This is a genomic window from Lysobacter rhizosphaerae (assembly GCF_054779795.1).
This window is the reverse complement of record NZ_BAAGXO010000001.1, coordinates 357,694-382,964: the sequence shown is the minus strand read 5'-3', so window position 1 is coordinate 382,964 and position 25,271 is coordinate 357,694. Positions and strand designations below refer to the sequence as shown.

At 66.6% G+C, this 25,271-nt stretch carries 22 protein-coding genes; 10 read left to right on the top strand and 12 right to left on the bottom strand.

Annotated features, from left to right (window positions below):
• Positions 1-6: 6 nt before the first annotated feature.
• The gene (locus tag ACYVGE_RS01740; protein ID WP_460726498.1) at positions 7-1,800 is read right to left on the bottom strand and encodes a phosphoenolpyruvate carboxykinase (GTP); all 1,794 of its coding nucleotides are present in this window, start codon (positions 1,798-1,800) and stop codon (positions 7-9) included.
• Between the two features lie 12 nt (positions 1,801-1,812).
• The gene (locus ACYVGE_RS01735) at positions 1,813-2,409 is read right to left on the bottom strand and encodes a TetR/AcrR family transcriptional regulator (RefSeq protein ID WP_457095575.1); all 597 of its coding nucleotides are present in this window, start codon (positions 2,407-2,409) and stop codon (positions 1,813-1,815) included.
• Positions 2,410-2,639: 230 nt separating this feature from the next.
• Here ACYVGE_RS01735 and ACYVGE_RS01730 point away from each other — a divergent pair, with 230 nt between their 5' ends.
• The gene (locus ACYVGE_RS01730) at positions 2,640-5,108 is read left to right on the top strand and encodes an acyl-CoA dehydrogenase (protein WP_460726496.1); all 2,469 of its coding nucleotides are present in this window, start codon (positions 2,640-2,642) and stop codon (positions 5,106-5,108) included.
• Between the two features lie 70 nt (positions 5,109-5,178).
• Positions 5,179-5,673 (top strand): hotdog fold domain-containing protein, encoded by a 495-nt coding sequence (locus ACYVGE_RS01725; protein ID WP_460726494.1) that lies wholly within the window; start codon positions 5,179-5,181, stop codon positions 5,671-5,673.
• Here the strand turns inward: ACYVGE_RS01725 and ACYVGE_RS01720 are convergent.
• A complete protein-coding gene (locus ACYVGE_RS01720) occupies positions 5,641-5,991 on the bottom strand; it encodes a DUF1304 domain-containing protein (protein ID WP_460726492.1) in 351 nt (116 codons plus the stop codon). The genes ACYVGE_RS01725 and ACYVGE_RS01720 overlap by 33 nt on opposite strands.
• 108 nt (positions 5,992-6,099) lie before the next feature.
• The gene (locus ACYVGE_RS01715) at positions 6,100-7,422 is read right to left on the bottom strand and encodes an NTP/NDP exchange transporter (protein ID WP_460726490.1); all 1,323 of its coding nucleotides are present in this window, start codon (positions 7,420-7,422) and stop codon (positions 6,100-6,102) included.
• A gap of 177 nt (positions 7,423-7,599) precedes the next feature.
• Between ACYVGE_RS01715 and ACYVGE_RS01710 the strand changes: the two genes are divergently transcribed.
• A complete protein-coding gene (locus ACYVGE_RS01710; RefSeq protein ID WP_460726488.1) occupies positions 7,600-9,201 on the top strand; it encodes a GMC family oxidoreductase in 1,602 nt (533 codons plus the stop codon).
• 24 nt (positions 9,202-9,225) lie between these two features.
• On the opposite strand, the gene ACYVGE_RS01705 is transcribed toward ACYVGE_RS01710, so the two are convergent.
• Together ACYVGE_RS01705 and ACYVGE_RS01700 are read right to left on the bottom strand one after the other, a co-directional pair.
• Positions 9,226-11,133, bottom strand: coding sequence for a M48 family metallopeptidase (locus ACYVGE_RS01705; protein ID WP_460726486.1), 1,908 nt, complete (start codon positions 11,131-11,133; stop codon positions 9,226-9,228).
• 83 nt (positions 11,134-11,216) lie between these two features.
• Positions 11,217-11,813, bottom strand: a complete 597-nt coding sequence (locus ACYVGE_RS01700) for a LemA family protein (protein ID WP_460726484.1) — start codon at positions 11,811-11,813, stop codon at positions 11,217-11,219.
• An 86-nt stretch (positions 11,814-11,899) separates the two neighbouring features.
• On the opposite strand from ACYVGE_RS01700, the gene ACYVGE_RS01695 reads away from it, so the two are divergent.
• From ACYVGE_RS01695 to ACYVGE_RS01665, 7 genes are all read left to right on the top strand, one after another.
• Positions 11,900-13,282 (top strand): serine hydrolase domain-containing protein, encoded by a 1,383-nt coding sequence (locus tag ACYVGE_RS01695; protein ID WP_460726482.1) that lies wholly within the window; start codon positions 11,900-11,902, stop codon positions 13,280-13,282.
• A gap of 305 nt (positions 13,283-13,587) precedes the next feature.
• Positions 13,588-16,053, top strand: a complete 2,466-nt coding sequence (gene lptD, locus ACYVGE_RS01690; protein WP_460726480.1) for an LPS assembly protein LptD — start codon at positions 13,588-13,590, stop codon at positions 16,051-16,053.
• Positions 16,050-17,423, top strand: coding sequence for a peptidylprolyl isomerase (locus ACYVGE_RS01685; RefSeq protein ID WP_460726478.1), 1,374 nt, complete (start codon positions 16,050-16,052; stop codon positions 17,421-17,423). The genes lptD and ACYVGE_RS01685 overlap by 4 nt, the downstream gene beginning before the upstream one ends.
• A 2-nt stretch (positions 17,424-17,425) precedes the next feature.
• Complete coding sequence (gene pdxA, locus ACYVGE_RS01680) at positions 17,426-18,415, top strand: 4-hydroxythreonine-4-phosphate dehydrogenase PdxA (protein ID WP_460726476.1); 990 nt, start codon at positions 17,426-17,428, stop codon at positions 18,413-18,415.
• A gap of 170 nt (positions 18,416-18,585) precedes the next feature.
• Positions 18,586-19,383: a 16S rRNA (adenine(1518)-N(6)/adenine(1519)-N(6))-dimethyltransferase RsmA gene (gene rsmA / locus ACYVGE_RS01675; protein ID WP_460726474.1), complete on the top strand. Its 798-nt coding sequence runs from the start codon at positions 18,586-18,588 to the stop codon at positions 19,381-19,383.
• Positions 19,384-19,504: 121 nt separating this feature from the next.
• Positions 19,505-19,882, top strand: a complete 378-nt coding sequence (gene apaG / locus ACYVGE_RS01670; RefSeq protein ID WP_310051221.1) for a Co2+/Mg2+ efflux protein ApaG — start codon at positions 19,505-19,507, stop codon at positions 19,880-19,882.
• A gap of 15 nt (positions 19,883-19,897) precedes the next feature.
• Positions 19,898-20,782, top strand: a complete 885-nt coding sequence (locus tag ACYVGE_RS01665) for a symmetrical bis(5'-nucleosyl)-tetraphosphatase (RefSeq protein WP_460726472.1) — start codon at positions 19,898-19,900, stop codon at positions 20,780-20,782.
• Here the strand turns inward: ACYVGE_RS01665 and ACYVGE_RS01660 are convergent.
• The 6 genes from ACYVGE_RS01660 to ACYVGE_RS01635 form a co-directional block, all read right to left on the bottom strand.
• Positions 20,779-21,282 (bottom strand): dihydrofolate reductase, encoded by a 504-nt coding sequence (locus tag ACYVGE_RS01660; RefSeq protein ID WP_460726470.1) that lies wholly within the window; start codon positions 21,280-21,282, stop codon positions 20,779-20,781. The genes ACYVGE_RS01665 and ACYVGE_RS01660 overlap by 4 nt on opposite strands.
• 3 nt (positions 21,283-21,285) lie before the next feature.
• Positions 21,286-22,080, bottom strand: coding sequence for a thymidylate synthase (locus tag ACYVGE_RS01655; protein WP_460726468.1), 795 nt, complete (start codon positions 22,078-22,080; stop codon positions 21,286-21,288).
• 13 nt (positions 22,081-22,093) lie between these two features.
• Positions 22,094-22,999, bottom strand: coding sequence for a prolipoprotein diacylglyceryl transferase (gene lgt, locus ACYVGE_RS01650; RefSeq protein WP_460726466.1), 906 nt, complete (start codon positions 22,997-22,999; stop codon positions 22,094-22,096).
• Positions 23,000-23,140: 141 nt separating this feature from the next.
• A complete protein-coding gene (locus tag ACYVGE_RS01645) occupies positions 23,141-23,629 on the bottom strand; it encodes a TPM domain-containing protein (protein WP_460726464.1) in 489 nt (162 codons plus the stop codon).
• Positions 23,630-23,638: 9 nt separating this feature from the next.
• Positions 23,639-24,532, bottom strand: coding sequence for a TPM domain-containing protein (locus ACYVGE_RS01640; RefSeq protein WP_460727267.1), 894 nt, complete (start codon positions 24,530-24,532; stop codon positions 23,639-23,641).
• 22 nt (positions 24,533-24,554) lie between these two features.
• Positions 24,555-25,220, bottom strand: coding sequence for a LemA family protein (locus ACYVGE_RS01635; RefSeq protein ID WP_460726462.1), 666 nt, complete (start codon positions 25,218-25,220; stop codon positions 24,555-24,557).
• Between the last annotated feature and the right edge of the window lie 51 nt (positions 25,221-25,271).

Here is a 25,271-nt window from a genome sequence, read left to right as displayed (position 1 = left end):
GGCTCGTCAGCTGGCGAGCGAACGGGCAATGCGCTGCTGCTCGTCGTGCAGTGCCTGCGGCATCCGCGGACCGTACTCGCCGAGGTATTCGCCGATGCTCTCGAACTCGGCACGCCAGCCGGCGTGGTCGAATCCGAACAGCTTGGCCTTCGCTTCATCGCTCAGGGCGATGCCATCGACATTGACATCATCGAGGCTCGGCAAGTGGCCGATCGGCGTTTCGACCGCGCCAGCTTCGCCCTTCACGCGCTTGATCATCCATTCCAGCACGCGCAGGTTGTCGCCGAAGCCCGGCCACAGGAACTTGCCGTCGTCGCCCTTGCGGAACCAGTTGACGTGGAAGATCTTCGGCAGCTTCGCGCCATCCTGGTCGAACGACAGCCAGTGGCCGAAATAGTCGGCGAAGTTGTAACCGCAGAAGGGCTTCATCGCCATCGGGTCGCGGCGCATCACGCCAACGGCACCGGTGGCCGCGGCGGTGGTTTCGGAACCCATCGCGGCACCGACCAGCACGCCGTGCGTCCAGTCGCGTGCTTCGAATACGAGCGGCACCAGCGATGCGCGACGGCCACCGAAGACGATCGCGCTGATCGGCACGCCCTGCGCGTCTTCCGCGTGCGGCGAGTACGACGGGCACTGCTTCGCGCTCACGGTGAAACGCGAATTCGGATGAGCCGCCGGAGCGCCCTTGCTGAAATCGTAGTCATTTCCGCGCCAATCAATGACAGGCTTGCCCTGGCTCAAGCCCTCCCACCAGGGCTGGTTGTCGGCAGTGGTGGCGACGTTGGTGAAGATCGTGTCGTGCGCGATGGTCTTCAGCGCATTCGGATTGGAGTTGATCGAGGTACCCGGGGCGACACCGAAGAAGCCCGCCTCCGGATTGATCGCATAGAGGCGACCGTCGGAACCCGGGCGCATCCAGCAGATGTCGTCGCCGACGGTCCATACCTTCCAGCCGTCCTTGCGGTAGCCCTCCGGCGGGATGAGCATGGCGAGGTTGGTCTTGCCGCACGCGGACGGGAATGCCGCGGCGATGTAATGGGTTTCACCCTGCGGGCTTTCCAGGCCGAGGATCAGCATGTGCTCGGCGAGCCAGCCTTCGGCCTTGGCCTGATGCGAGGCGATGCGCAGCGCATGGCACTTCTTGCCCAGCAGTGCGTTGCCGCCGTAGCCGGAACCGAATGACTTGATCGCCAGTTCTTCGGGGAAGTGCATGATGTAGCGGCGGTTCGGGTCGAGCTCGCCAATCGAATGCAGGCCCTTGACGAACGAGCCTTCGCGCTCGATGCGCGCGAGGGCCGGCGCGCCCATGCGGGTCATGATGCGCATGTTGGCGACGACGTAGGGAGAGTCGGTGATCTCGACGCCGCAACGCGACAACGGCGAGTCGATCGGGCCCATGCAGTACGGAATGACGTACATGGTGCGGCCCTTCATGCAACCGGCGAACAGCGCATCCATCTTGGCGTGGCCATCGGCCGGCGACATCCAGTGGTTGTTGGGACCGGCATCGTCCTGCTGCGGCGTGCAGACGAAGGTCAGGTGCTCGACGCGGGCGACGTCGTCGGGATGGGAGCGATGCAGCCAGCTGCGCGGGTGGGTTTCGGGGTTCAGCGGGATCAAGGTGCCGTCGGCTTCCATCCGCGCGATGAGCGCGGCGTTCTCGGCGTCGCTGCCGTCGCACCAGTGGATCGCATCGGGTTGGGTCAGAGACGCTACTTGTGCAACCCAGTCGTTGAGCGCGGCAAGTTTGCTTCGTCCGGCATTTTCAGCCGGAGCGTTCTGCGACACATTGTTCATCGATGAAACCTTCTACGGATTGGGAATCAGGGTCACGGCCATGTGCTCGACATAGGCCTCGAATTCGTCATGCTGCATCCGCGTCTGGTGCAGCTGCAGATTGAGCTGCAGGAAACCGACGTAGGCGGAGTACAGCAGCTGGGCGCGATGGCGCGCGTCGGTGCGCACAAGACCCGCCTGGCGGAACGAGGCGGTCAGGTAATCCAGGCGACGTTCGGAAACACGACCGATCACCGGCTGCACCGCCGGGTGGTCCATCGCCTTGATCAGTTCGGAATAGACGACGTGCGACTTGTATTCGTGCGCCACCAGGTTGAAGAGCGCACGCAGGCGGGCACGCGGGTCGTTGATGGGTTCGAGCTCGCCGAACAACAACTCCTGTTCCATCTTCTCCCAACGCTCCAGCGCAGCGACCAGGAGGGCTTCGCGCGACGGGAAGTGCCAGTAGAAACTGCCCTTGGTGACACCCAGCCGGCGGGCGAGCGGTTCGACGGCGACGGCGGCCACCCCCTGCTCGGCAATGAGGTCCAAGGCGGCCGACGCCCAGTCATCGGCACTGAGGCGGCCGGTGCGTTCCTTGGCGGCGTCGGGCTTGGTGGTGGTAGTCATGGCGGCAAGTTTAACCATACGGTGGCGACTGTGATAGTACGCACAGTCCCGAAACGGGGATGGTGGCGCGGTTGACAGTGCTCGCACGCCCGAAACATACTCGGCCGTATGTTACGCGTTTCATGCCACTGTTTGAATCCGCGCCCGCGCGGCAGGCAGATCCAGGCACCCGGCGCGGAACGGACTACCCTTACCTCAGCCCGTCAACGCCACGTCGCGTCGGAGCCCACATGAGCATCGCCCTTCCCTTCCTCGCCCTGCTGGTCGTCGGCGCCGTTGCCGCCTACCACCGCCTGCGCCTCGTCGTCTGGGCCGCGGCCACGCTGACCGCCCTGATCGGCTGCCTGATGCTGGGAGCGAACATCACCGCGACCATCATCGCCACGGTCTTGGCCGCCCTGGTAGCGGTGCCCCTGCTGGTACCGCAGATCCGCCTGCCCTTCATCACCCAGCCATTACTTGGCTTCTACACCAGGATCCTGCCCCCGCTGTCGGAAACCGAGCGCGTCGCCCTGGAAGCCGGCACGGTCGGCTGGGAAGGCCAGCTGTTCTCGGGCAAGCCCGACTGGGACGTGCTGTTCGACCAGCCCAAGCCCGAGCTTCGCCCGGATGAGCAGGCCTTCCTCGACGGTCCGGTCGAAGAGGTCTGCCGCATGACCAACGACTGGCAGATCACCCACGTCAACGCGGACCTGACCCCGGAGATCTGGGATTACATCAAGCGCAACAAGTTCTTCGGCATGATCGTGCCCAAGGAATACGGCGGCCTGGGCTTCACCGCACTGGGCAACCACAAGGTGATCCAGAAGCTGGCCACCGTCTCGACCGTGCTCAGTTCCACCGTCGGCGTGCCCAACTCGCTGGGCCCGGCCGAGCTGCTGTTGCACTACGGCAGCAAGGAACAGAAGGATTACTACCTGCCGCGCCTGGCTGATGGCCGCGAAGTACCGTGCTTCGGCCTCACCGGCCCGTGGGCGGGTTCGGATGCGACGTCGATCCCCGACTTCGGCATCGTCACCATGGGCGAGTGGAACGGGGCGCGCGTGGTCGGCGTGAAGCTCACCTTCGACAAGCGCTACATCACCCTCGCCCCGGTCGCGACCCTGATCGGCCTGGCGTTCCGCATGTACGACCCGGACGGACTGATCGGCGACAAGCGCGACATCGGCATCACCCTGGCGTTGTTGCCGCGCGACACGCCCGGCGTGGAAGTCGGCCGCCGCCACTTCCCGCTCAACTCGCCGTTCCAGAACGGCCCGATCCATGGCAAGGAAGTCTTCATCCCGCTCAGCCAGCTGATCGGCGGCGAGGGATTTGCCGGCAAGGGCTGGCAGATGCTGGTCGAATGCCTGTCGATCGGCCGCTCCATCACCCTGCCCTCCACCGCCAGCGGCGGCGCCAAGTTCGGCGCCGTCGTCACCGGAGCGTATGCGCGCATCCGCAAGCAGTTCGGCCTCTCCGTCGGTCGCTTCGAAGGCGTGGAGGAGGCCCTCGCCCGCATCGGCGGCAAGGCCTACGCGATCAGCGCGCTGTCGGAAGCCGCGGCCGCCGCCGTCACGCGCGGTGAGTTGCCGGCGGTGCCGTCGACGATCGCCAAGTACCACTGCACCGAGATGGCGCGTGAAGTCGCCACCGACGTGATGGATATCCACGGCGGCAAGGGCATCATCCTCGGCCCGAGGAACTACGCGGGCCGCAACTGGCAGGCGTTGCCGATCATGATCACGGTGGAGGGCGCGAACATCATGACGCGCTCGCTGATGATCTTCGGCCAGGGCGCGATCCTCTGCCATCCGTGGGTGCTCAAGGAAATGAAGGCCGCGGGCCTGTCGGATCCGGAAGAGCGCCTGACCGAGTTCGACGCGAACCTGTTCGGCCATGTCGGCTTCGCCTTCTCCAATGCCGTGCGCAGCTGGTGGTACGGCTTCACCGGTGCGCGCATCGGCAAGGCCCCGGGCGACAAGTACACCCGCCGCTACTACCGCAAGCTCAACCGCTATTCGGCGGCGCTGGCCTTGGCAGCGGACACGTCGATGCTGCTGCTCGGCGGCAAGCTGAAGTTCAAGGAATCGCTGTCGGGCCGCCTGGGTGACGTGCTGAGCCAGCTCTACATCGCCAGCGCCATGCTAAAGCGCTACGAAGACCAGGGCCGTCCGGTGTCCGACCAACCGCTGCTGGCGTGGGCTTTCCACGATGCGGTCAACAAGATCGAAACCGCATTTTCCGCCGCGCTGCGCAATTTCCCGGTGCGGCCGGTCAGCTACGTGCTGTGGGCGCTGATCTTCCCGTGGGGTCGCCGTGCGCAGGCACCGAGCGACCGCCTCGGCCACAAGATCGCCTCGCTGCTGATGTCGCCCAACGAGGCGCGCGATCGCCTTGCCACCGGCACCTTCCTGACGCCATGCGCCAACAATCCGGCCGGCCGCATCAACAGCTACCTGCAGAAGGTGATCCTGGCCGAGCCGGTGGAGCGCAAGTTCCTCAAGGCATTGAAGAACAGCGACATCGAGGCGCTGGATTTCGCCTCCCAGCTCGACGAAGGCGTGCGCGAAGGCTGGATTACCGCCGACGAGCGCAAGCAACTGGAAGAACTGCGCGAGATGACGATCGATGCGATCAGCGTCGACGACTTCGACGCAGAGGAACTGCGCTCCGCCGGCTATCGTCGCGAGAATTACGACAGCCGCGCCGCGGCCTGATCCAGCCATCCAGTCAATCGCACAGGACGGCGGGCCAGGCCCGCCGTCTTCCTTTTCCGGAGCACAACGCATGGCTGCTTCCGTGCTTTCGATGTACCGCCGCCTCAGCCGCTGGCCCGGCGGGCGCTGGCTCTTCTCGCGTGCGGTGTGCTGGCGCGCCCCCTACTTCGCGACGATCGCGCCGCGCTTCATGGCACTGGAACCGGGGCGCTGCGAAGTCGAGATTCCCGACCGGCGCCGCGTCCACAACCATCTCGGCACCGTGCACGCGATCGCCCTGTGCAACCTGGCCGAACTGAGTGCCGGCGTGATGACCGAGGCGTCGCTGCCGGCTTCGATGCGCTGGATACCCAAGGGCATGACGGTCGAATACCTCAAGAAGGCGCGTGGCACCCTGCACGCCGTCGCCGCGCCGGAGCTTGCCTTCAAGGACGCGGCGAGCGGCTACGACCTGCCGGTGCTTGTGTCGGTACGCGATGCGGCCGGGGAAGAAGTATTCCGCGCCCGGATCATGATGTGGCTGTCGCCGAAATCACACCGCCAGGACAGCGCCCATCGCCAGTAACGCCGGCATCGACTGGATGAAGAAGATGCGTCTGTTGACCGTCGCCGCGCCGTAAAGCCCAGCGATGATCACGCAGGCGAGAAAGAACAGTTCGAACTCGCGCGACCCCGTAACCGCGCCGTAAACCAATCCCGCTGCAAGGAAACCGTTATAGAGCCCCTGGTTCGCGGCCAGCACTCTGGATTGCTCGGCTTTTTCCGCGGATTGCCGGAACACCTTCAGGCCCAGCGGCTTGGTCCACAGGAACATCTCGAGCACAAGGAAGTACAGGTGCAACAGGGCGACCAGCAGCACCAGCAGGACGGCGACGGTGGACATCGGTTTCCCCTTCGATGGAAAGCGGCACTGTTGCGAAGCCGCAGCGTAACCCAGGCCGGGGCCGGGGCACCGGTACTCAAGTGCACTGGCACTCAAATACGCCGGCACTCAAGTGCGCGCTGGCGCCCGCGAGTCCCGCCCGCCAAACATCGCCTGCCGCGACAGCCGCACGCCAATCGCAGCCGCGGTGAACGCCGCCAGCGCACTCAACGTGGCGAACCCGCCAGCAGCGACACCGAGCGAACGCAGGCCATTCATCCCCAGTGCGATGGCCATGTCGCCAAACCGCCACACGGCGGTATCGACGGTGTTCTGCCCCTTGTAGCGCTCGTTGCGCGGCACGCGGGTAAACAGGCTGTGGCGCGCGGGCTCGGCCATGCCGTAGGCGAGGCCGCGGCTGATGATGAGCGCGAGGGCCACCGCCGGGAATCCGCCGACGATCGGCGCATGCGGATCGGGCGAGAAGATCACCAGGCACAGCGCGATCACGCTGATACCGGCCCAAAGGGTGATGAGCACGCCCGGGCCCTTGCGCGGCAGCAACCAGCGGGTGACCAGCAACTGCAGCACCACGGTCAGGATGTTCGCCGTCAGGTCCACGTTGGCGGCGAAGCGCGTGCGCGCGACCGCATCGCTGAAGGTCGCTCCCGAGTAGTCGGACACGAGCGCGTAGTTGACCGTGCCGATGCCGTCCGCGAGCAGCAGCAGGAACGCCATGCTGCGCATGAACGGCTGCGTGAAGACCTGCTTGAGTCCGTCGAGCATGCCGCCGCCGATGGCGGTTTCGTGGGAGGCATCGTGGCGCCGGGCGCCATGCACGCGGGCCCATTGCCCCAGCAATATCGCGCAGACCACCGCGGCCGCCAGCAGCGTCGCCGATACTGCCAGCAGCGGCGCGACCCCGATCACGTCGACCAGCGACTTCGTCAGCAGCGGTCCGGTGATCGCACCGGCCGTGCCCGCGACGGCGATGATGGGAAACAGACGGCGCGATTGCTCTTCGCTCCAGATGTCGGCCATGAAGCTCCAGAACACCGACACCACGAACAGGTTGAACACGCTTACCCAGACGAAGAACGCGGTGCCGAGGGCGCGCGGACTGAGCAATCCCTGGTGGGTAAACAGCGGAATGAAGCCGATCAGGCACGCGATGAAGAACAGGTACACCACCGGCACGACGATTCGTCGCGGGTATCGCGACACCAGGGCGCCGAATACCGGCGCCAGCGCCAGGGTCGCGAAGAAGGTCCCCGCGTAGAACCATGGCAGCTGCGTCGATCCCACTGCGGCTGACAACTGCTCGCGCACCGGCCGCATCACGTAGTAGGCGGTCAGCACGCAGAAGAAATAGACGAAAGACAGCGCGACCGCGCGCCATTCCCCCGTGTGGATGCGCCGCCCGGCGTTACCGGCGGCGTCGATGGTCGCCATGCAACCGCTCCGCGAAAACTGGCGCCACGGTAGCCCAAGCCCGCCCCTCCCGCTACAGCGCGCCAACGCGATCCGCCTGCACATCCGGCAGCCCGCCCCTTGCCAGAGCAAATGCTCTAGGCTCGGGGAATAGCGTCGGCGCGGTCATCAAGTGGTAACGCAACCGGGATCAGCACGTTGTACGACTACATCATCATCGGCGCCGGCTCTGCCGGTTGCGTGTTGGCAAACCGGCTTTCCGAGGACCCTGCCTGCAAAGTCCTGCTGTTGGAAGCGGGCCCGCGCGACTGGCATCCCTTCATCCACATGCCCGCCGGACTGGCCAAGCTGGTCGGCAAGAAGGGCGTGAACTGGAATTACGACACCGCTCCCGAGCCGCAGCTCAACAACCGGCCCATGTGGTGGCCACGCGGCAAGGTGCTCGGCGGCTCCAGCTCGATCAATGCGATGTGCTACATCCGCGGCGTTCCCGGCGACTACGACGACTGGGTCGCGCAGGGAGCAACGGGCTGGGGCTGGAAACAGGTATTGCCGTTCTTCAAGCGCAGCGAACACAACGAGCGCGGTGGCGATGCCCTGCACGGCGACCAGGGTCCTTTGTACGTTTCCGACCTGCGATACACCAACCCGCTGTCGCAGGCCTTCATCGAAGCCGGCCAGCAAGCGGGTTACGCGCGCAACCGCGACTTCAACGGCCCGCACCAACAGGGGTTCGGCCTCTACCAGGTGACGCAGAAGGATGGCGCACGCTGCTCGGCGGCCGTGGCCTACCTGCATCCGATACGCGAACGCCACAACCTCACCGTCGTCACCGGCGCCCAGGCCAGCCGCATCACGTTCGACCCGGCTTCGACAGGCGCGCAGCGCGCGAACGGTGTCACCTATTCGGCCGGCGGCAAGGCGTTCCACCAGGTCGCCACGCGCGAAGTGCTGCTGAGCGGTGGGGCGATCAATTCACCCCAGCTGTTGATGCTGTCCGGCATCGGTCCAGCCCATCACCTGCGCCGGCACGGCATCGATGTCGTATTCGACGCGCCGCAAGTGGGCGAAAACCTGCAGGACCACCTCGATATCTGCACGCTGCAGCATTCGACCCAGCGCGTGACCTACGACCGCGTCAGCGACGCGAAGATCGCCTTCGACTACTACCTGCGCGGCCACAGCGGCCCTGGCAGCAGCAATATCGCCGAAGCCGGCGCCTTCGTGCGTTCGCGATTCGCACCGGACGATCGCGCCGACATCCAGTTCCATTTCGTTCCGGCGATGCTCGACGACCACGGCCGCCACCGCCTCGCTGGCGATGGCTATACCGCGCATGCCTGTTTCCTGCGGCCGCGCAGCCGCGGCCGCATCCTGCTGGCCAGCGCCAATGCCGGCGACAAGGCGCGGATCGAGGCCAATTACCTGAGCGACGCGGAAGGCTTCGACCTGAAGATGATGGTCGAGTGCGCGAAGATCACCCGCGACGTGTTCGCACAGAAGGCGTTCGATGCGTACCGGGGCGCGCCGATCCATCCCGCGCGCAACGACCTGTCGGATGCAGAGCTCGTCGAATTCATCCGCGCCAAGGCCGAAACCGTCTACCACCCCGTCGGCACCTGCCGCATGGGCAGCGACGACGCGTCCGTCGTCGACCCGCAATTGCGCGTGCGCGGCGTCGAGGGTCTGCGGGTGATCGATGCGTCGGTGATGCCGACGCTGATCGGCGGCAACACCAATGCCCCGACCATGATGATCGCCGAGCGCGCCGCGGACCTGATCAGCGGACGGATGGCCTGAAGCCCGACCCTGCCGCCCGCCGGCTCATGGCTGGCCCAACAACGGCGGCAGCGGGCAATGCAATACGCTGCAGATCGTGCGCAGGAGTTCGGCTTCGGCGATATCGATGCGTCCGTCGTGGCTGATGGTGGCGGTGATCCCTTCGACCAGCGCCTCCTTCGCGAACGGCTCCAGCGCATCCAGCGGCACCCACACGTCATCAAGCGCCAGCACGCCATCGGTGCGTGGCACGTAGGGCAAGGGCTGGTCGGGAAGCACGCGCAGCATGCCGGCCAGGAAAGCCTGGCGGGCGCTTTCCGCATCGGTGTTGCCGCATTGCGCCACCACGGTCAGGAGCGTGGTGACCTCGCGGTGCACGCCGCTCAGTTTGCGACGGCCGAAGCGCGCGTAGCGGGACGGGTCCAGGGACTCGCGCACGTGCACGGTGAGGAGCCGCGCCAGGCAATACTCGAACAGGGAGACATTGCCATCGGCATAGACCATCGCATTGACGGTATCCAGGAACACGTCGAGTTCCGGTCGCGGCCGCCGGCGCAGCACCGGAAATGCCAGCGAGGCCAGCGGCAAGCGCAGCACCGCATGCAGCGATGCCACCGCGTCCTGCTGTAGCGTGCGTGCCTCCACGGCTATGGTCTTGCCCATGCGCGCGGCGATCTCGTCGCTCTGCTTGTCCGCCACGGCGGGCTGCGTGTCGAGCAGCAATGCGAGCAGCAACGGAACCACCCTGTCGCGCTGCCCCGCCAGCGCACGCAGCTCCTCGGGAAGATGCGCGGCAATCACGTCCGCAGCGCGGTAATCGTCCGCGCCAGGTTGCGCCACCTGCGCCACGACGCCCGCAGGCGTCACCGCCTGCTCCGTTGCCGACGCGGGCAATGACGGCACGGCGCGGTCACCGGCGAAACCCAACTGCACGTCCTCGTCCAGGCCGTTGGGTGGCAATGCGTGCCATTGCAGGCGCAGCCGCGCGAGCTGGTCGCTGGTGAAGCCGGGTTCCAACACCCGGATGCGCTCGAGCAGTGGCGGATGCGTGGCGAACCAGCTGCGCAGGCCCACGCCATCGCCGAAGAGCATGTGGCTGATTTCCTCGGCATCGCCGCGATGGCTGAGCTTGCTGCCTTCGTCGATTCCGCCAATTTTTTTCAGTGCGCCCGCCAGGCCGCTTGTCTGCCGCGTGAACTGCACCGCGGATGCATCGGCGAGGCGTTCGCGCGAGCGGCTCACCCCGGCCTTGATCAGGCGGCCGAAGAACAGGCCGATGTAGCCGACGATCATCGCGATCAGCGCTGCGACGAGGATCGCGCCGGCGCTCTTGTCGCGCCCCCGTCCCAGTTCGAGCACCTTGCGGCCGATGATCGCGAGCATGAGGATGCCGAACAGCACTCCCATCAGGCGGATGTTCAGGCGCATATCGCCGTTGAGGACGTGGCTGAACTCATGCGCGATCACGCCCTGCAATTCGTCGCGGTTGAGGCGCTCCAGGGCGCCGCGCGTCACCGCCACCACCGCATCGGACGGCGCATAACCCGCGGCGAAGGCGTTGATCGCGGCTTCGTGCTCCAGCACGTAGAGCTTGGGCATCGGCACGCCCGAGGCGATCGCGATCTCCTCGACGACATTGCGCAGGCGGCGCAGGTGGAAGTCGCTGCTGTGCTCGGGTACCGCCACGCCGCCCATCTGCAGCGCCACGGATTCGCCGCCACCGCGCAGCGTCGCGATGCGATAGAGCGATCCAAGGCCGATGACCCCCAGCGTCAGCAGCGAGGTGAAGACCAGCATCGCGCCGTTTTCACCCGGCAGGGGATCCGCGCTGGCGAACACCAGCCACACGGCGAGATCCACCGCTGTCACTATCCCGGCCACGGCCAGCGCGAACAGCAGTACCAGCCATGATGCGTTGCGCCGCGCCGCGGCCTGGTGTTCGAAGAAGTTCATCTCGCGCCGGCAGGGTCCCACCCGTGATCAGGAGTCGCGGCAATGGGCACGGCGCCCCTGCCGACGGATCGGGAATCCCCGGCTCAGAACTGGACCTTCGGCGCCGCCCTCACCTCGGCCTGCTGTCCGGCCGGGATCTCCAGCAGCGCCGCGGGCGCGAAATTGAACATGCCGGCAATGACACTCGAGGGGAACACCTCGCGCCGGTTGTTGTAGCCCATGACGCTGTCGTTGAAGGCCTGCCGGGCGAACGCGACCTTGTTTTCAGTGGAGGTCAGCTCCTCGGTGAGCTGCATCATGTTCTGGTTGGCCTTGAGGTCCGGATACGCCTCGGCCACGGCCAGCAGGCGGCCGAGCGCGCCGTTGAGCTGTTCCTGGGTCGCGGCCAACTGCCCCATCGCGGCGGGGTCGCCGGGGCTGGCCTTGGCGGCGGCCAGGCCGGAGATGGCGGCGCCGCGGGCGGCGATGACCGCTTCCAGGGTCTCTCGTTCGTGTCTTAAGTATCCCTTGGCGGTTTCCACCAGGTTGGGGATGAGGTCGAACCGGCGCTGGAGCTGCACGTCGATCTGGGCGAAGGCGTTCTTGAATCCATTCCGCGCCGTGATCAGGCCGTTGTAGATGCCCACCACCCAGAACGCGAACACGATCACCAAAGCCAACAAAATCAGCAAGCTGAACATGTTTGTTGCCCCCATCCCTTGAATTTTGGAGCTGTTTTGGAGTTATGATCCGGCGCGATTTACAGCATACGCAGGCGCTGCGAGCGATGAAAGAACCATCCAGCCGCCGGTCCCGCAGGATGTGGCAAGCCGGATTGATCCTCTCGTGCCTGATGACCCAGGCCCTGGGATCTGCCGCCCAGACGCCGCTGCGGTGGGAAGGCCGTGCCGCCTCGTCGGCGCCGGCCTCGCGCTCCGGTTATATCGATCGCGCCGCCGTACAGAACGTTCGCCCCCTGGGTTCGGATTTCAACGTCGCCCAGTTCGAGGCCATGGCGGAGCAGCTCGTCGCCAACCAGCGCGTGCCTGGACTGGCGATGGCCATCGTCCACAACGGCCAGGTCCTCAGTGCCCGCGGATACGGCATCACCGACACGCGCGCGCCGCTGCCGGTCGACGCCCACACCGTTTTCCGCCTGGCCTCGTTATCCAAGGCTTTCGCGGGCACCCTCACCGGCCTGCTGGTCAATGACGGCACCCTGCGCTGGGATACCCGCCTGACCCAATACGACCCGAACTTCCGCCTGGCCGATCCGTCGGCCGCGCAGAAGATCACGGTCGCCGACCTGCTGAGCCACCGCGTCGGCCTGCGCCACAACGCCTATGACCGTGACCTGGAAGCCAACGTCGACTACGCGACGCTGACCCAGAAGCTTGCCTATGCGCCGATGGAATGCGCACCCGGTACCTGCTACGGCTACCAGAACATCGCCTTCAGCCTGATCGGTGACGTCATCCAGGGCGCCACCGGCGTGCCGTATGGCCAGGCCGTGCAGAACCGCATTCTCCGCCCCCTCGGCATGAACGACGCCAGCGTGGGCCTGGAGGGGATTCTCGCCAGCCCCAACTGGGCCCGCCCGCATGTCCGCACCCGCGGTGGCTGGCTGTCGCTGACGCCGAAGCCGAGCTACTACCACGTGTCCCCGGCCGCGGGGGTCAACGCCAGCGCGTCCGACATGGCGCAATGGTTGCTGGCACACACCGGCCATCGCGCGGACGTACTGTCCGCGCCGCTGCTGGCCACCCTGCACCAGCCACTGGTGGCCACGCCCAGCGAACTGCGTGGATCGTCCTGGCGGCGCGAACGCCTGAGTTCGGCTAGCTATGCCCTGGGTTGGCGCGTCTACAACTACGCCGGCAACAACCTGGTCTTCCACGGCGGGGCCGTGCAGGGCTACCGCGGCGTGGTGGCGATGCTTCCCGATCGGGACCTGGGCATCGCGATCCTGTGGAACAGCGAAAGCTCGCTGCCCACCGGCATGCTGCCGACCATGCTCGATCGTGCGATCGGCCTGAGCGAACGCCCATGGATCGATATCGAGTTCGATGATCCGACGCTGTTCGCGGGTACCGGCAAACCGTCCACCCGGGGCGAAGAGCCGGATGACGCCGGCACCACCACCACCAAGACGACCGCGGCGCCGAAGTAAGCGGACTACCCGATCCCGGTGCTTTCACCCTGGCGGCGGATCGGCAACGATCCGCCGCTTTTGCTTCTGCGCAGCTGTACGCCAGCCCGCGGCATTGTGATCACTCGCCACGGGTGAAATGCGCAACACGCATCTGCATCCGATGGCTCCACTTGCCGTCATCCTCCTTGCTCGAACGCGCGGGACAGATCACTCCCTCCGCTTCCCGGGAATGAACGTCGATGCCGCCCACGGGGCGTCTGCATTGCCCGTATGCAAGGGATGGGGCAAGCTAGCGGCCGTTTGTATAGGACCTGGATGCCCGCGTGCGCCCGAGCTTTCGCCTGCTCCCGTTGTCTCTCTGCATCGCGCTGGCGCTGCCCACCCAAGCCAGGGAGCGGGATGAGAACTGGGGTCTGTGCCCGGTGGTCGATGCCCTGCCCGGCTTCGACGAGCCGCCCAAGGGGTCGTCGGAAACGCGCGCGCAGCAGCCCACCGACATCGAAGGCGACCAGCTCCAGGACATCGAGAACACGAGCACGCTGATCCAGGGCAATGTCTCGCTCAGCCACGGCGACCAGACCCTGCACACCGACAGGCTGACGTTCAATCGCGAGACCGGCGATTACGCCGCCGAAGGCAGCGTGCGCTATCAGGATTCGGGCATGCGCGTGGTCGCCGAGCGCGCCACCGGCAACCAGGATAAGGACACGCACCGGATCGAGGACGTGCAGTACCAGCTGACCCGTCGCCGTGGCAACGGCGGCGCCGAGGCCATCGAGATGCACGGCGCGGACGGTTCGCTGATCGGGTCCACCTATTCGACCTGCGAGCCCGCGCAGCGCGTGTGGGAGCTGCGCGCCCGGCGCATCGACATCAATACCGAAGAAGGCATGGGCGTTGCGCACAATGCGACCCTGCGCATCGGCAAGGTGCCAGTGCTGCACGTACCGTGGCTGATGTTCCCGGTCGATGAGCGCCGCCGCACCGGCCTGTTGTACCCCTCGATCGCGTTTTCCGGCCGCAATGGCTTCGACTGGCGCCAGCCGATCTACCTGAACCTCGCGCCGAACTACGATGCCACGCTCAACCCGCGTTACATGAGCAAGCGCGGCGTCGTGCTTGGCGGCGAATTCCGCTGGTTGTATCCGCAGGGCAGCGGCCGGCTGTCGGGCAATTACATGTACCACGACAACCTGCCCGACGACGAACCGGACCGGTACCTCAACGACGTCAACGGCAACCCGATCCCCGGCGCGACCCTTCCGGAAGACGACCGCGGCAATTTCGCGTTCAACGCCGTCCATCGCCTCGGGGACTACTGGTTTGCCCGCGCCGACCTCGGGTGGGTCAGCGACACCCACTATTTCGAGGACTTCAGCAACAGTCTTTATGGAATTTCGTCGTCCTTCGTGACCAGCACCGCCGGCGTCTACGGCCGCGGTCGCTGGTGGGACGCCGGCGCGATGGTCGATCGCCACCAGTTGGCCGACTACACGCTCACCGAACGCAGCCTGCCCTTCGACCGCCTCCCGCGCGGCTACGCGCACTGGGCGCAACCCTTTGGTGACTGGTTCGAGGCAGGCGTGGATTCCGAAATCGTCCGCTTCGAGCACGACGATGTGACCCTGGTCGGACCCGATACCAATATTCCGGGCGGCAGCCGCTTCGACTTCAAGCCTTATGTCAGCTTCCCGCTGCAGGGCAACAGCTGGTTCCTGCGCCCCAAGCTGGCGTGGCGCTACACCGGTTACCAGTTGGACGGCACCCCCGCCGAGCGCGCCGACGAATTCATATCGCGCTACGGCCTGACCCCCACGCCGGAACTGATCGCGCAACTGACCGAGCAATTCCGCGACGACAAGCCGACGCGCAACGTACCCATCACCAGCGTCGACGCTGGCCTTTTCTTCGATCGCGAGACCACCATCCGCGGCGATCGCTACCTGCACACGCTGGAACCACGCCTCTTCTACCTGCACGTGCCGTTCGAGGACCAGAGCGAGCTGCCGATCTTCGACACCTCGCCGCTGACCTTCAGTTGGGGCCAGCTGTTCCGCGACAACCGCTACGGCGGCGCGGACCGCCAGTCCGATGCGAACCAGCTCACCGCCGCCATCACCACCCGCCTGATCGGTGAGGACGACGGTCGCGAGCGGCTGTCGGTGAGCCTCGGCCAGATCAAGTACTTCGATCCCTCCCGGGTCGTCATGCCCGGCGAGCCGGCGGTGCAGCAAGGTAAGTCCGCCTGGGTGGCGGAAGCCACCATCGCGCCCAGTGACCGCTGGAACATCTCCGCCGCCTACCAGGGGGACCCGAAGTACAACGGCGGCAACCTGGCCAGCCTGCGGGCGCGCTACCTGATCGGCGACAGGGGCATCGTCAACATCGGCTACCGCTACCGCCGCGACACGATCACGCGTGCCGATCTGGTAGAGCAGGCCGACTTCTCGTTCCTGTACCCGGTCAGCCAGAACTGGAGCGTGGCGGGCCGTTACTACTACTCGCTGCTGGACAAGAAGACGCTGGAGCAACTCTTCGGCGTGCAGTGGGACAGCTGCTGCCTGGCCGTGCGCGTGCTCTCCCGTCGCTATCTGCGCAACCGCACCGGCGACCTGAACAACAGCCTGCAGGTGGAGTTCGAACTCAAGGGCCTGGGCTCCGCCGGCCAGGACACGAGGCGTATCATGCGCCGTGCTATCCTCGGATACGACCGCGACGACCTCTATCTCGTCCCGCCCTCGTCGGTGAACAGCACCGACAGCGACCAGGTTCCAGACCCCATTCCATGAAGAAACTGTTTGCGTGCCTTCTCGCAGCCGTCGTCCTGACCGGCACTTCCGCCTTCGCCCAGCAGCAGGCGACCGCCTCCCAGCCCCTCGATCGCATTGCCGCCGTGGTCGACGAGGACGTGGTCCTGCGCAGTGAGCTCGATCGCGCCATCAACAACATCAACCGCCAGTACGCCGGCCGCGAGAACCAGCTGCCGCCGCGTGATGTGCTCGAGCGGCAGGTGCTCGAGCGCCTGGTATTGATGAAGCTGCAGCTCGCCCGCGCCGAACAGACCGGCGTGCGCGTCACCGACCAGGAAGTCGACAGCGCCATCGCCGGCATCGCGCAGCAGAACAAGCTGAGCATGGACCAGTTGCGCCAGCAGGCCGTGGCGGATGGCGGAACCTTCGAGGATTTCCGCAACTCCATCCGAGACGAGCTGATCGTGCAGCGCCTGCGCCAGCGATTCGCGCAGAGCCGCATTTCCGTAAGCGAGGCCGAAATCGAGGCCGCCCTGGCCGCGCAGAAGAACGCCGGCGCCCAGTACCACCTTGCCCACATCCTCGTCGCCCTGCCCGAGGGCGCGACGCCCGAGCAGATCAGCACAGCGAAGAGCAAGATCGAAGGCGTCCAGGGCCTGCTCGACCGGGGCGAGATGGATTTTTCCGCCGCTGCGGTGCGTTACTCCAACAGTCCCAACGCACTGGAAGGCGGCGACCTCGGCTGGCGTTCGATGGACGAGATCCCGGCCGCATTCGCCTCGCTCATCAAGAACATGAAACCCGGTGACGTCAGCGCCCCGTTGCGCGGCGCCAGCGGCTTCCAGTTGCTCAAGCTGGTGGAAGTGCGCGACGCAGGCCAGGCTGCCAGCGCCAACATGATCACGCAGGTGCATGCACGCCACATCCTGATCCGCACCGACGACACCACGTCCCAGGCCGCAGCGAAGGCCAAGATCGACACCATCGCGGCGCGCCTCAAGGGCGGCGCGGACTTCGCCCAGGTAGCGCGCGAGGAGTCCCAGGACCTCAGCACGCAGGCCAAGGGTGGCGATCTGGGCTGGTTCGTGCCGGAGCAGTTCGGCACCGAGTTCGGCGTGCAGGTGTCATCGTTGAGCGACGGCCAGGTGTCCGCACCGTTCACCTCCGACGCCGGCTGGCATATCGTCCAGCGGATCGCGACCCGCCAGACCGATACCGCCGAACAGAACCGCCGCGCGCAGGTCAGCGACACCATCGGCCGCCGCAAGCTCGAGGACGAGTGGAACCGCGCCCTGCAGGAAATGCGCGGGGAAGCCTACTTCCTTGACATGCGCAACGGCCTGCCGGCTGACGAACCGGCCCCGGCCCCGGCCAAGGGCACCAAGCCGGCCAAGCCGCCGAAAGGCTGAGCATGCGTCCCATCCGGCTCGCGCTGGTCCCGGGTGAACCGGCTGGCGTCGGGCCGGAGCTATGCGTGCGGCTTGCCCAGCTGCCGCGCGACTACGAGTTGATCGTCTTCGCCGATCCACGCAGCCTGCGTGCCGCGGCAGACGCGCTGTCGCTTCCCATCGCCCTCGTCGCCCCCGGACATACGGAGGGCGTGGCAGGCGAACTCGCAGTGGTCGAGGTCGCCAATGCGACTGTCCCCGCCTTCGGCACCCCCGACCCAGGCAACGCCGCGGCCGTGATCGGCGCGCTGCGACTGGCAGCGGAGGGCTGCCTGCGGGGCGACTTCGATGGCCTGGTCACCGGACCGGTGCACAAGGCCGCGATCAACGAAGGCGGCATCGCCTACACCGGCACGACCGAACTGCTCGCCCGGCAGGCGGGGCGCGATGTGGTGATGATGCTGGCCAACGACATCGTCCGTGTCGCGCTCGTCACCACCCACCTGCCACTGCGTGCCGTGCCCGACGCCGTCACGCCGCAGGCGGTGGAGCGCACGCTGCGCATTACCCACGCGGCTCTGCGTAGGGATTTCGGCATCATCGATCCCGTCATCGCCGTGCTTGGCCTCAACCCGCACGCGGGCGAAGCGGGCCACCTGGGTGGCGAGGAAATCGAGATCATCGAGCCCGTGCTCGCCGCGCTGCGCGGCGAGGGCATGCAGCTCGTGGGTCCGCTGCCGGCCGATACCGCGTTCCTGCCGTCGAAACTGCACGGGTTCGATGCCGTGGTCGCGATGTACCACGACCAGGGATTGCCCGTGCTCAAGTACAGCGGTTTCGAACACGCGGTGAACCTGACCCTGGGCCTGCCCTATCCACGCGTGGCCGTCGACCACGGCACGGCGCTCGACCTGGCCGGCCGTGGCCTCGCCGACCCTTCCAGCCTGATCGCCGCCGCCCACACCTGTGCGCGCATCGCCGCCCTGCGCTCGCGCCGCGCCGCCCCCCAGTGAACGTCACGCAAAAACGCTAACGATGCCGCGGCGGCGGCTGGCCAAGGCAAACAACGGCGATAATCCCGGAATGACCCGACCCAGCGCCGGCCCCCAGTGAACGTCACGCGAAGACGCTAACGATGCCGCGCCGGCGGCTGGCCAAGGCAAACAACGGCGATAATCCCTGCATGACCCGACCCGCCGCTTTCACCGAGCCTGCCAAGAAACACCTTGGCCAGCACTTCCTGCATGAGCGCGGGATCATCAGCAAGATCGTGCAGGCCGTGGACCCGCAACCGGGCGACCGCCTGGTGGAGATCGGCCCCGGCCAGGGCGCAATCACTTTCCCGCTGCTCGACAGGCACGGTGAACTCACTGTCATCGAGTTCGACCGCGACCTGATCTTCCCCCTGACCGAAGCGGCGCGTGCCCACGGCACGCTCGAGGTGATCCATCGCGACGTGCTGGCGGTCGACTTCACCGCGCTGTCGCACAACGGCGGTCCCATCCGCCTGGTCGGCAACCTGCCCTACAACCTTTCAACGCCGATCCTGTTCCATGCACTCGACCATGCGCCAGCGATCCGCGACATGCACTTCATGCTGCAGAAGGAAGTGGTCGATCGCATGGCCGCAGGCCCGGGCAGCAAGGTCTATGGCCGCCTGAGCGTGATGCTGCAGGCGTACTGCAACGTGACCCCGCTGTTCAACGTGCCGCCGGGGGCGTTTCGTCCGCCGCCGAAGGTCGATTCCGCCGTGGTCCGGATGGTGCCGCGCGATCCGGCCACGATTGGCGTCCGCGACCACGCGAGATTCGCCGAGGTGGTACGCGATGCCTTCGGCCAGCGCCGCAAGACGCTGCGCAATGCGCTGTCGCAGCAGTGCGATGCCGCCGCGATCGAAGCCGCCGGCGTGCGGCCGGATGCGCGTGCGGAGCAGATCGAGGTTGCGGACTTCGTGAGGCTGGCGAATTCCTTGTCGGTCTAGGCAGGCGCTTCGCCACACGACAAATCGGCCATTGCCTGCCCGCGTCAGCGGCGCGCGCGGCATCGGCATCGCGACGATGTGCAACCTACCGCGGGCGGGCGTCGCGCACTACACTGCGACCATGGAAAGCCTTTACGCCATCGACATCGATGTCGCCACCCGCTATCTCGACGACCAGTCCGAGCCCGAGCAGGATCGCTACGTCTTCGCCTACACCATCCGCATCCGCAACAGTGGCCAGGTGCCCGCGCGCCTGCTGACGCGCCACTGGATCATCACCGACGCCAACGGCAAGACCGAAGAGGTCGAGGGCGAGGGCGTCGTCGGCGAGCAGCCCTACCTGCGTCCCGGCGAGAATTTCGAATACACCTCGGGCGCCGTGCTGGAAACCGCCCTCGGCACGATGCGTGGCGGCTACCAGATGCTGGCCGATGACGGTACGCGGTTCGAAGCGCCGATCCCCGCCTTCACGCTGGCCGTTCCGCGGACGCTGCACTGACATGGTGGCGTTCGAATGAGTGTCTGGGCGATTGGCGACCTGCAGGGATGCTATGACGCGACACAGCGCCTGCTGGAAAAACTGGCGTTCGATCCCGCGCGCGATCGCCTGTGGTTCTGCGGCGACCTCGTCAACCGCGGCGGACAGTCGGTGGAAACCCTGCGCCTGGTGCATTCGCTGCGCGCCAACAGCGTCGTGGTGCTCGGCAACCATGATCTCTCGCTGCTCGCCATCAGCGAGCGCCGCGAGGACGAGCAGCGCAAGGTCAACCCGGATCTGCAGGGCGTGCTGTTCGCGCCCGACGCCAACGAACTGATCGGCTGGCTGCGCACGCAGAAGCTGCTGCATGTCGACCGTTCATTGGGCTGGATGATGGTGCACGCCGGCCTCGCGCCGAAATGGACCACGACCATGGCCGAACGCCACGCGCGAGAAGTCGAGGAGCGCCTGCACGGCGACCAGGCCGCGCGCCTGCTCAAGAACATGTACGGCGACAAGCCGGCATGGCACCCCAAGCTCGCCGGCGTCGACCGCCATCGCGCGATCATCAATGTCTTCACCCGCCTGCGTTATTGCACGCCACGCGGCCGCATCGGCTTCGAGGACAAAGGCTCGCCAGGCACCCAGCAGCCGGGCTTCTATCCCTGGTACGAAGTGCCGGGGCGCGTCGAGCGGGACCTGAAGATCGTGTGCGGGCACTGGTCGACGCTCGGGCTGTTCATCGGCCATGGCGTGCATGCGATCGATACCGGCGCAGTGTGGGGTGGCAAGCTGACCGCATTGCAGCTGGATACCGACGAACTGCGGGTGGTGCAGGTGCCTGGGCGCGATGTGCCGGCAAGCCCCCCGCGCCCGCGCACCCCGCAACGACGGCCGCAGGCGCCGCGCGGCGGCGCCTAGGAAGCGACGACTCGTTCGTAGTCGACGAAGTCGAAATCGAAGGCGTGCTTCGCATCCGCCGCGTGCGCCTCGCGCGCGGTGACGCGCCAGGCCGCGGCATCGAAGCCTGGAAAGAACGCATCGGCTCCGGCAACCACCGTGTCGACGTGGGTGAGGTGCATCCGCGTCGCCAGCGGCAGGCATAGCGCGTAGACCTCACCGCCACCGATCACGCACAACTCGCCGGCTCCGGCCTCGCTGGCGACGCGGCCTGCATCGTCCAGCGATGCGACCGCCTGCATGCCCTCGAAGGGAACCTGTCCCGAACGGGTCAGCACCAGGTTCAGGCGTCCCGGCAGCGCGCGTCCCAACGACTGTGCGGTCTTGCGCCCCATCAGCACGGGTTTGCCGAGAGTGAGCGCCTTGAAACGCTTCAGGTCATCGGGCAGGCGCCACGGCAGGTCGTTGTCGCGACCGATGGCGTTGTGGCGATCCAGCGCCGCGACGAGCACGAACTGCATGCGTCAGACCGCCACCGGCGCCTTGATCGCCGGTGCGGGATCGTAGTTCTCGATGCGGATGTCGTCGTAGCTGAAACCGAAGATGTCCTGCACCCCGGGATTCAGCATGAGCTGGGGCAGCGCACGCGGCGCGCGTGACAACTGTTCGCGCGCCTGTTCGAAATGGTTCGAATACAGGTGTGCGTCGCCGAGCGTATGCACGAAGTCGCCCACGCCCAGGCCGCACACCTGCGCCACCATGTGCGTGAGCAGCGCGTAGCTGGCGATGTTGAACGGCACGCCGAGGAAGATGTCGCCGCTGCGCTGGTACAGCTGGCAGCTGAGCTTTCCGTCGGCCACGTAGAACTGGAACATCGTGTGGCATGGCATCAGTGCCATGCGCGGCAGGTCCGCGACATTCCACGCGGAGACGATCAACCGGCGCGAGTCGGGATTGCGCCTGATCTCGTCGACGACCCATTGGATCTGGTCGATCTCCTGGCCATCGGGCCCCGCCCAGCGGCGCCACTGCTTGCCGTAGACCGGACCGAGCTCGCCCGCGGCATCGGCCCACTCGTCCCAGATCGAGACCTTGTTGTCCTTCAGGTAGGCGACGTTGGTCTCGCCCTGCAGGAACCACAACAGCTCATGCACGATCGAGCGCAGGTGCAGCTTCTTGGTCGTGACCAGCGGAAAGCCTTCGTTGAGGTCGAACCGCATCTGCCAGCCGAACACGCTGCGCGTGCCGGTGCCGGTGCGGTCCGATTTTTCCGTACCGTGTTCGAGGACGTGGCGAAGGAGCTCCAGGTACTGCTTCATCGAACAGGTCTCCTCAGTGCGACAGCGCCGGCTGCAGCGTCGGCGAGCGCCGCGAGAGCCACAGGAAGAACAGGCCCAGCGCGACCAGCGGCAGGCTCAACACCTGCCCCATGGTCAGCCAGCCGAAGGCGAGGTAACCGTGATCGCCGATCTGCGCATCCGGAACGCGCACGAACTCGACGGCGAAACGGAACACACCGTACAACAGGGCGAACACGCCGGACACCGCGTAGCGCGGACGCGGCTTGCGCGAGTACCACCACAGCACCATGAACATGACCAGCCCCTCGAGGCCGGCCTGGTACAGCTGCGACGGATGGCGTGCGAACTGATCGAGCGCACCACTGGCGAACTGCGCCTGGATCTGCTCCATCGACATGTGCTGCAGTTCCGGCGCGGACGGGAACACCACGCCCCAGCCGGCCTCGGTGGGTTTGCCCCACAGCTCGCCGTTGATGTAGTTGCCCAGGCGCCCGAAACCGAGTCCCGGCGGCACCAGCGGCGCAATGAAGTCGACGGTGTCGAAAAGGTGCAGCTTCTGCCTGCGCGACCACCACCACGCGGCGGCGACGACACCCATCAGGCCGCCATGGAAGCTCATGCCGCCCTCCCAGATCTTCAGCACCTGCAATGGCTGGTCGAGATAGGTCGGCAGGTCGTAGAACAGGATGTACCCGAGCCGTCCGCCGAGCACCACGCCAAGGGCGCAATAGAAAATGAGGTCGCCGTAGGCCTGCTCGTTGACCCCCGGGAGGCGCCCGGCGCGCACGCGCCGCTGGCCCAGCCACCAGGCGGCGACGAAGGCGAGCAGGTACATGATTCCGTACCAGTGGATCTGCGGATGCACGCTGCCAAGCAGGGGCAGGTTCCAGGTGCCGAGGTCGAGGGCGATCGGGTCGATCTGGTGCAGTACGGTCATTCCGGAACGGGCTCCGCGGGGATGTGGCTATTGTGCCGCGCCGCGAGTTGGATCGGGGGGCGAAACACTCAAACGCGCCGCAGCGCGAGGGGAGCCCAACGCTCCGGTCGTTCCGCGACCGTGGCCGCGCCAGCCGCGGTCCTACAGCAGGTGCGGCGCATCCGGCAGCTCGTTCTCGTCGACGTAGTCGGCCCCGCGCGGGAAATGTGCCTCGACCAGGACGGACAACGCCTCGATGCCACGCAGGACCGCGGCTTCGGGTTCGCCCGCCCTCAGCCGTTCCTCGATGAGCTGGCAGGCACCGCGCCATTGCTCCGCGCTCACCAGGCCCGCGAAACCGCGGTCGGCGACGATCTCGATGCGATGGTCGGCCAGCAACAGGTACAGCAGCACGCCGTTGTTGGCGCGGGTATCCCACACGCGCAACTGGGCGAAGACTTCATGCGCACGGTCGCGCGCCTGCACGCCCGCGAGCACCGCGCGCGGATGCAGCGCGCTCTCGACCGCGAAGCGGACCTCGCCGGTATGGCGCGCCTCGCTCGCCGCGATCGCGGCCGCAATGCGCTCCAGCGCGTCGGCTGCGAACAGGCGCCGAGTTGGCGTGGCGAACAGATGCCTGAGCAATCGCATCGCGGGCTCCTACCAGCTGCCGGAGGCGCCACCGCCCCCGCTCATGCCGCCGCCACCGGACCAGCCACCGCCGCCTCCGCCGAATCCTCCCCCACCGCCACCGAATCCACCGCCGCCCCAGCCCCCGCCGCCACCGAAACCACCCCAGCCGCCGTGATTGGCATAACTGCCGCGTGGCAGCCCGGCCAGGCCGACGAAGAAACCGATCAGGGCGCCGATGCCGCCCACCAGCACGGACGAGAGCAGCCATGCCACCCCGCCCGCCGCGACCGCGCCGAGGAGGCCGCGCACGACGGAGGGCACAGGACTGAGGAAGGCGCGCGCGATCTGCGCCACGATGAACGCCGCGAACAGCGCAAACAGGAATCCACCACCGCGACGGCCGCGGGGCCGAGGCTGCTCGACCATGGGTGGCGGTAACGCCTCGCCATCGATCAGCTTCACCAGCTCGGCGGTGGCATCGGTCAGGCCGCCATTGAAATCGCCGGCGCGGAATTTCGGCGTCATGTATTCGGTGATGACGCGGATCGCAATCGCGTCCGGAATCGCACCTTCCAGCCCATAGCCGACTTCGATGCGGGCGCGGTGATCATCCTTGGCGACGACCAGCAGCAGGCCATCGTTCGTCCCCGTGCGCCCGAGTTTGTACTGGTCATAGGCACGCGTGGCGTACTGCGCGATGTCCTCGGGTTGCGTGGTCGGGATGACTAGCACCTGCAGCTGGCTGCCCTTGCGCTGCTGCAATGCGAGCGCCTGCGCCTCGAGTCGCTGTTTCGTCGCCGCATCCAGGGTCGCCGTCGTGTCGATGACCGGCCCGGTGAGCGGTGGAATGGCCGCAAGCTGCTGTGCCTGCGCCAGGGCGCAGGCGAACAGCAACACGGTCAGCGCAACCAGGCGCCGCAGCATGGGGATTACGCCCGTCGGCTCAGCCGCCCGACGGTGCCGGCTGTTGCTGCGGCTGCTGTTGCGGCGGCTGCTGCGGTTGCGGCGCCGGAGCCGGCTGCGCGGGCTGGCCGAAATCGACCTTGGGCGCTTCCTGGACCTGCTGCTCGTTCTCGACGGTGAAGTTCGGCTTGGTCTTGTAGCCGAACATCATCGCGGTGAGGTTCTGCGGGAAGGAGCGGATGAAGGTGTTGTAGTCCTGCACCGCGGTGATGTAACGCTGGCGTTCCACCGCGATGCGGTTCTCGGTACCTTCCAGCTGCGCCTGCAGCTGCAGGAAGTTCTGGTCGGCCTTGAGTTGCGGGTAGTTCTCGCTGACCACCAGCAGGCGGCTGAGCGCGCTCTGCAGCTCGCCCTGGGCCTGCTGGAACTTCTGCAAGGACGCCGGATCGTCCGCATTGACGTTGATGCTGCCGACCTTCGAACGCGCCTCGGTCACCTGCGTGAAGACCTGCTGCTCATGGGTGGCGTAACCGCGCACCGTGGCGACCAGGTTCGGCACCAGGTCGGCGCGGCGCTTGTAGACGTTGATCACCTGCGACCAGGCAGCCTTCACCGCCTCGTCCTTCTGCTGGATGCTGTTGTAGCCGCAGCCGCTGAGCATGCCGGCGAGCGTGAGCAGGCATAGCATCATGAGGAACTTGCGCATGGGGGTTTCCTGGTTGGGGTGGGACGCTGCGCATTGCAGCATCGGCCGGAA

Bases quoted from the DNA above. Each gene is read 5' to 3' on its own strand.
- ACYVGE_RS01740 (WP_460726498.1), bottom strand. From the start codon at position 1,800: ATGAACAATGTGTCGCAGAACGCTCCGGCTGAAAATGCCGGACGAAGC.
- ACYVGE_RS01735 (WP_457095575.1), bottom strand. From the start codon at position 2,409: ATGACTACCACCACCAAGCCCGACGCCGCCAAGGAACGCACCGGCCGC.
- ACYVGE_RS01730 (WP_460726496.1), top strand. From the start codon at position 2,640: ATGAGCATCGCCCTTCCCTTCCTCGCCCTGCTGGTCGTCGGCGCCGTT.
- ACYVGE_RS01725 (WP_460726494.1), top strand. From the start codon at position 5,179: ATGGCTGCTTCCGTGCTTTCGATGTACCGCCGCCTCAGCCGCTGGCCC.
- ACYVGE_RS01720 (WP_460726492.1), bottom strand. From the start codon at position 5,991: ATGTCCACCGTCGCCGTCCTGCTGGTGCTGCTGGTCGCCCTGTTGCAC.
- ACYVGE_RS01715 (WP_460726490.1), bottom strand. From the start codon at position 7,422: ATGGCGACCATCGACGCCGCCGGTAACGCCGGGCGGCGCATCCACACG.
- ACYVGE_RS01705 (WP_460726486.1), bottom strand. From the start codon at position 11,133: ATGAACTTCTTCGAACACCAGGCCGCGGCGCGGCGCAACGCATCATGG.
- ACYVGE_RS01700 (WP_460726484.1), bottom strand. From the start codon at position 11,813: ATGTTCAGCTTGCTGATTTTGTTGGCTTTGGTGATCGTGTTCGCGTTC.
- ACYVGE_RS01695 (WP_460726482.1), top strand. From the start codon at position 11,900: ATGAAAGAACCATCCAGCCGCCGGTCCCGCAGGATGTGGCAAGCCGGA.
- ACYVGE_RS01685 (WP_460726478.1), top strand. From the start codon at position 16,050: ATGAAGAAACTGTTTGCGTGCCTTCTCGCAGCCGTCGTCCTGACCGGC.
- pdxA (WP_460726476.1), top strand. From the start codon at position 17,426: ATGCGTCCCATCCGGCTCGCGCTGGTCCCGGGTGAACCGGCTGGCGTC.
- rsmA (WP_460726474.1), top strand. From the start codon at position 18,586: ATGACCCGACCCGCCGCTTTCACCGAGCCTGCCAAGAAACACCTTGGC.
- apaG (WP_310051221.1), top strand. From the start codon at position 19,505: ATGGAAAGCCTTTACGCCATCGACATCGATGTCGCCACCCGCTATCTC.
- ACYVGE_RS01665 (WP_460726472.1), top strand. From the start codon at position 19,898: ATGAGTGTCTGGGCGATTGGCGACCTGCAGGGATGCTATGACGCGACA.
- ACYVGE_RS01660 (WP_460726470.1), bottom strand. From the start codon at position 21,282: ATGCAGTTCGTGCTCGTCGCGGCGCTGGATCGCCACAACGCCATCGGT.
- ACYVGE_RS01655 (WP_460726468.1), bottom strand. From the start codon at position 22,080: ATGAAGCAGTACCTGGAGCTCCTTCGCCACGTCCTCGAACACGGTACG.
- lgt (WP_460726466.1), bottom strand. From the start codon at position 22,999: ATGACCGTACTGCACCAGATCGACCCGATCGCCCTCGACCTCGGCACC.
- ACYVGE_RS01645 (WP_460726464.1), bottom strand. From the start codon at position 23,629: ATGCGATTGCTCAGGCATCTGTTCGCCACGCCAACTCGGCGCCTGTTC.
- ACYVGE_RS01635 (WP_460726462.1), bottom strand. From the start codon at position 25,220: ATGCGCAAGTTCCTCATGATGCTATGCCTGCTCACGCTCGCCGGCATG.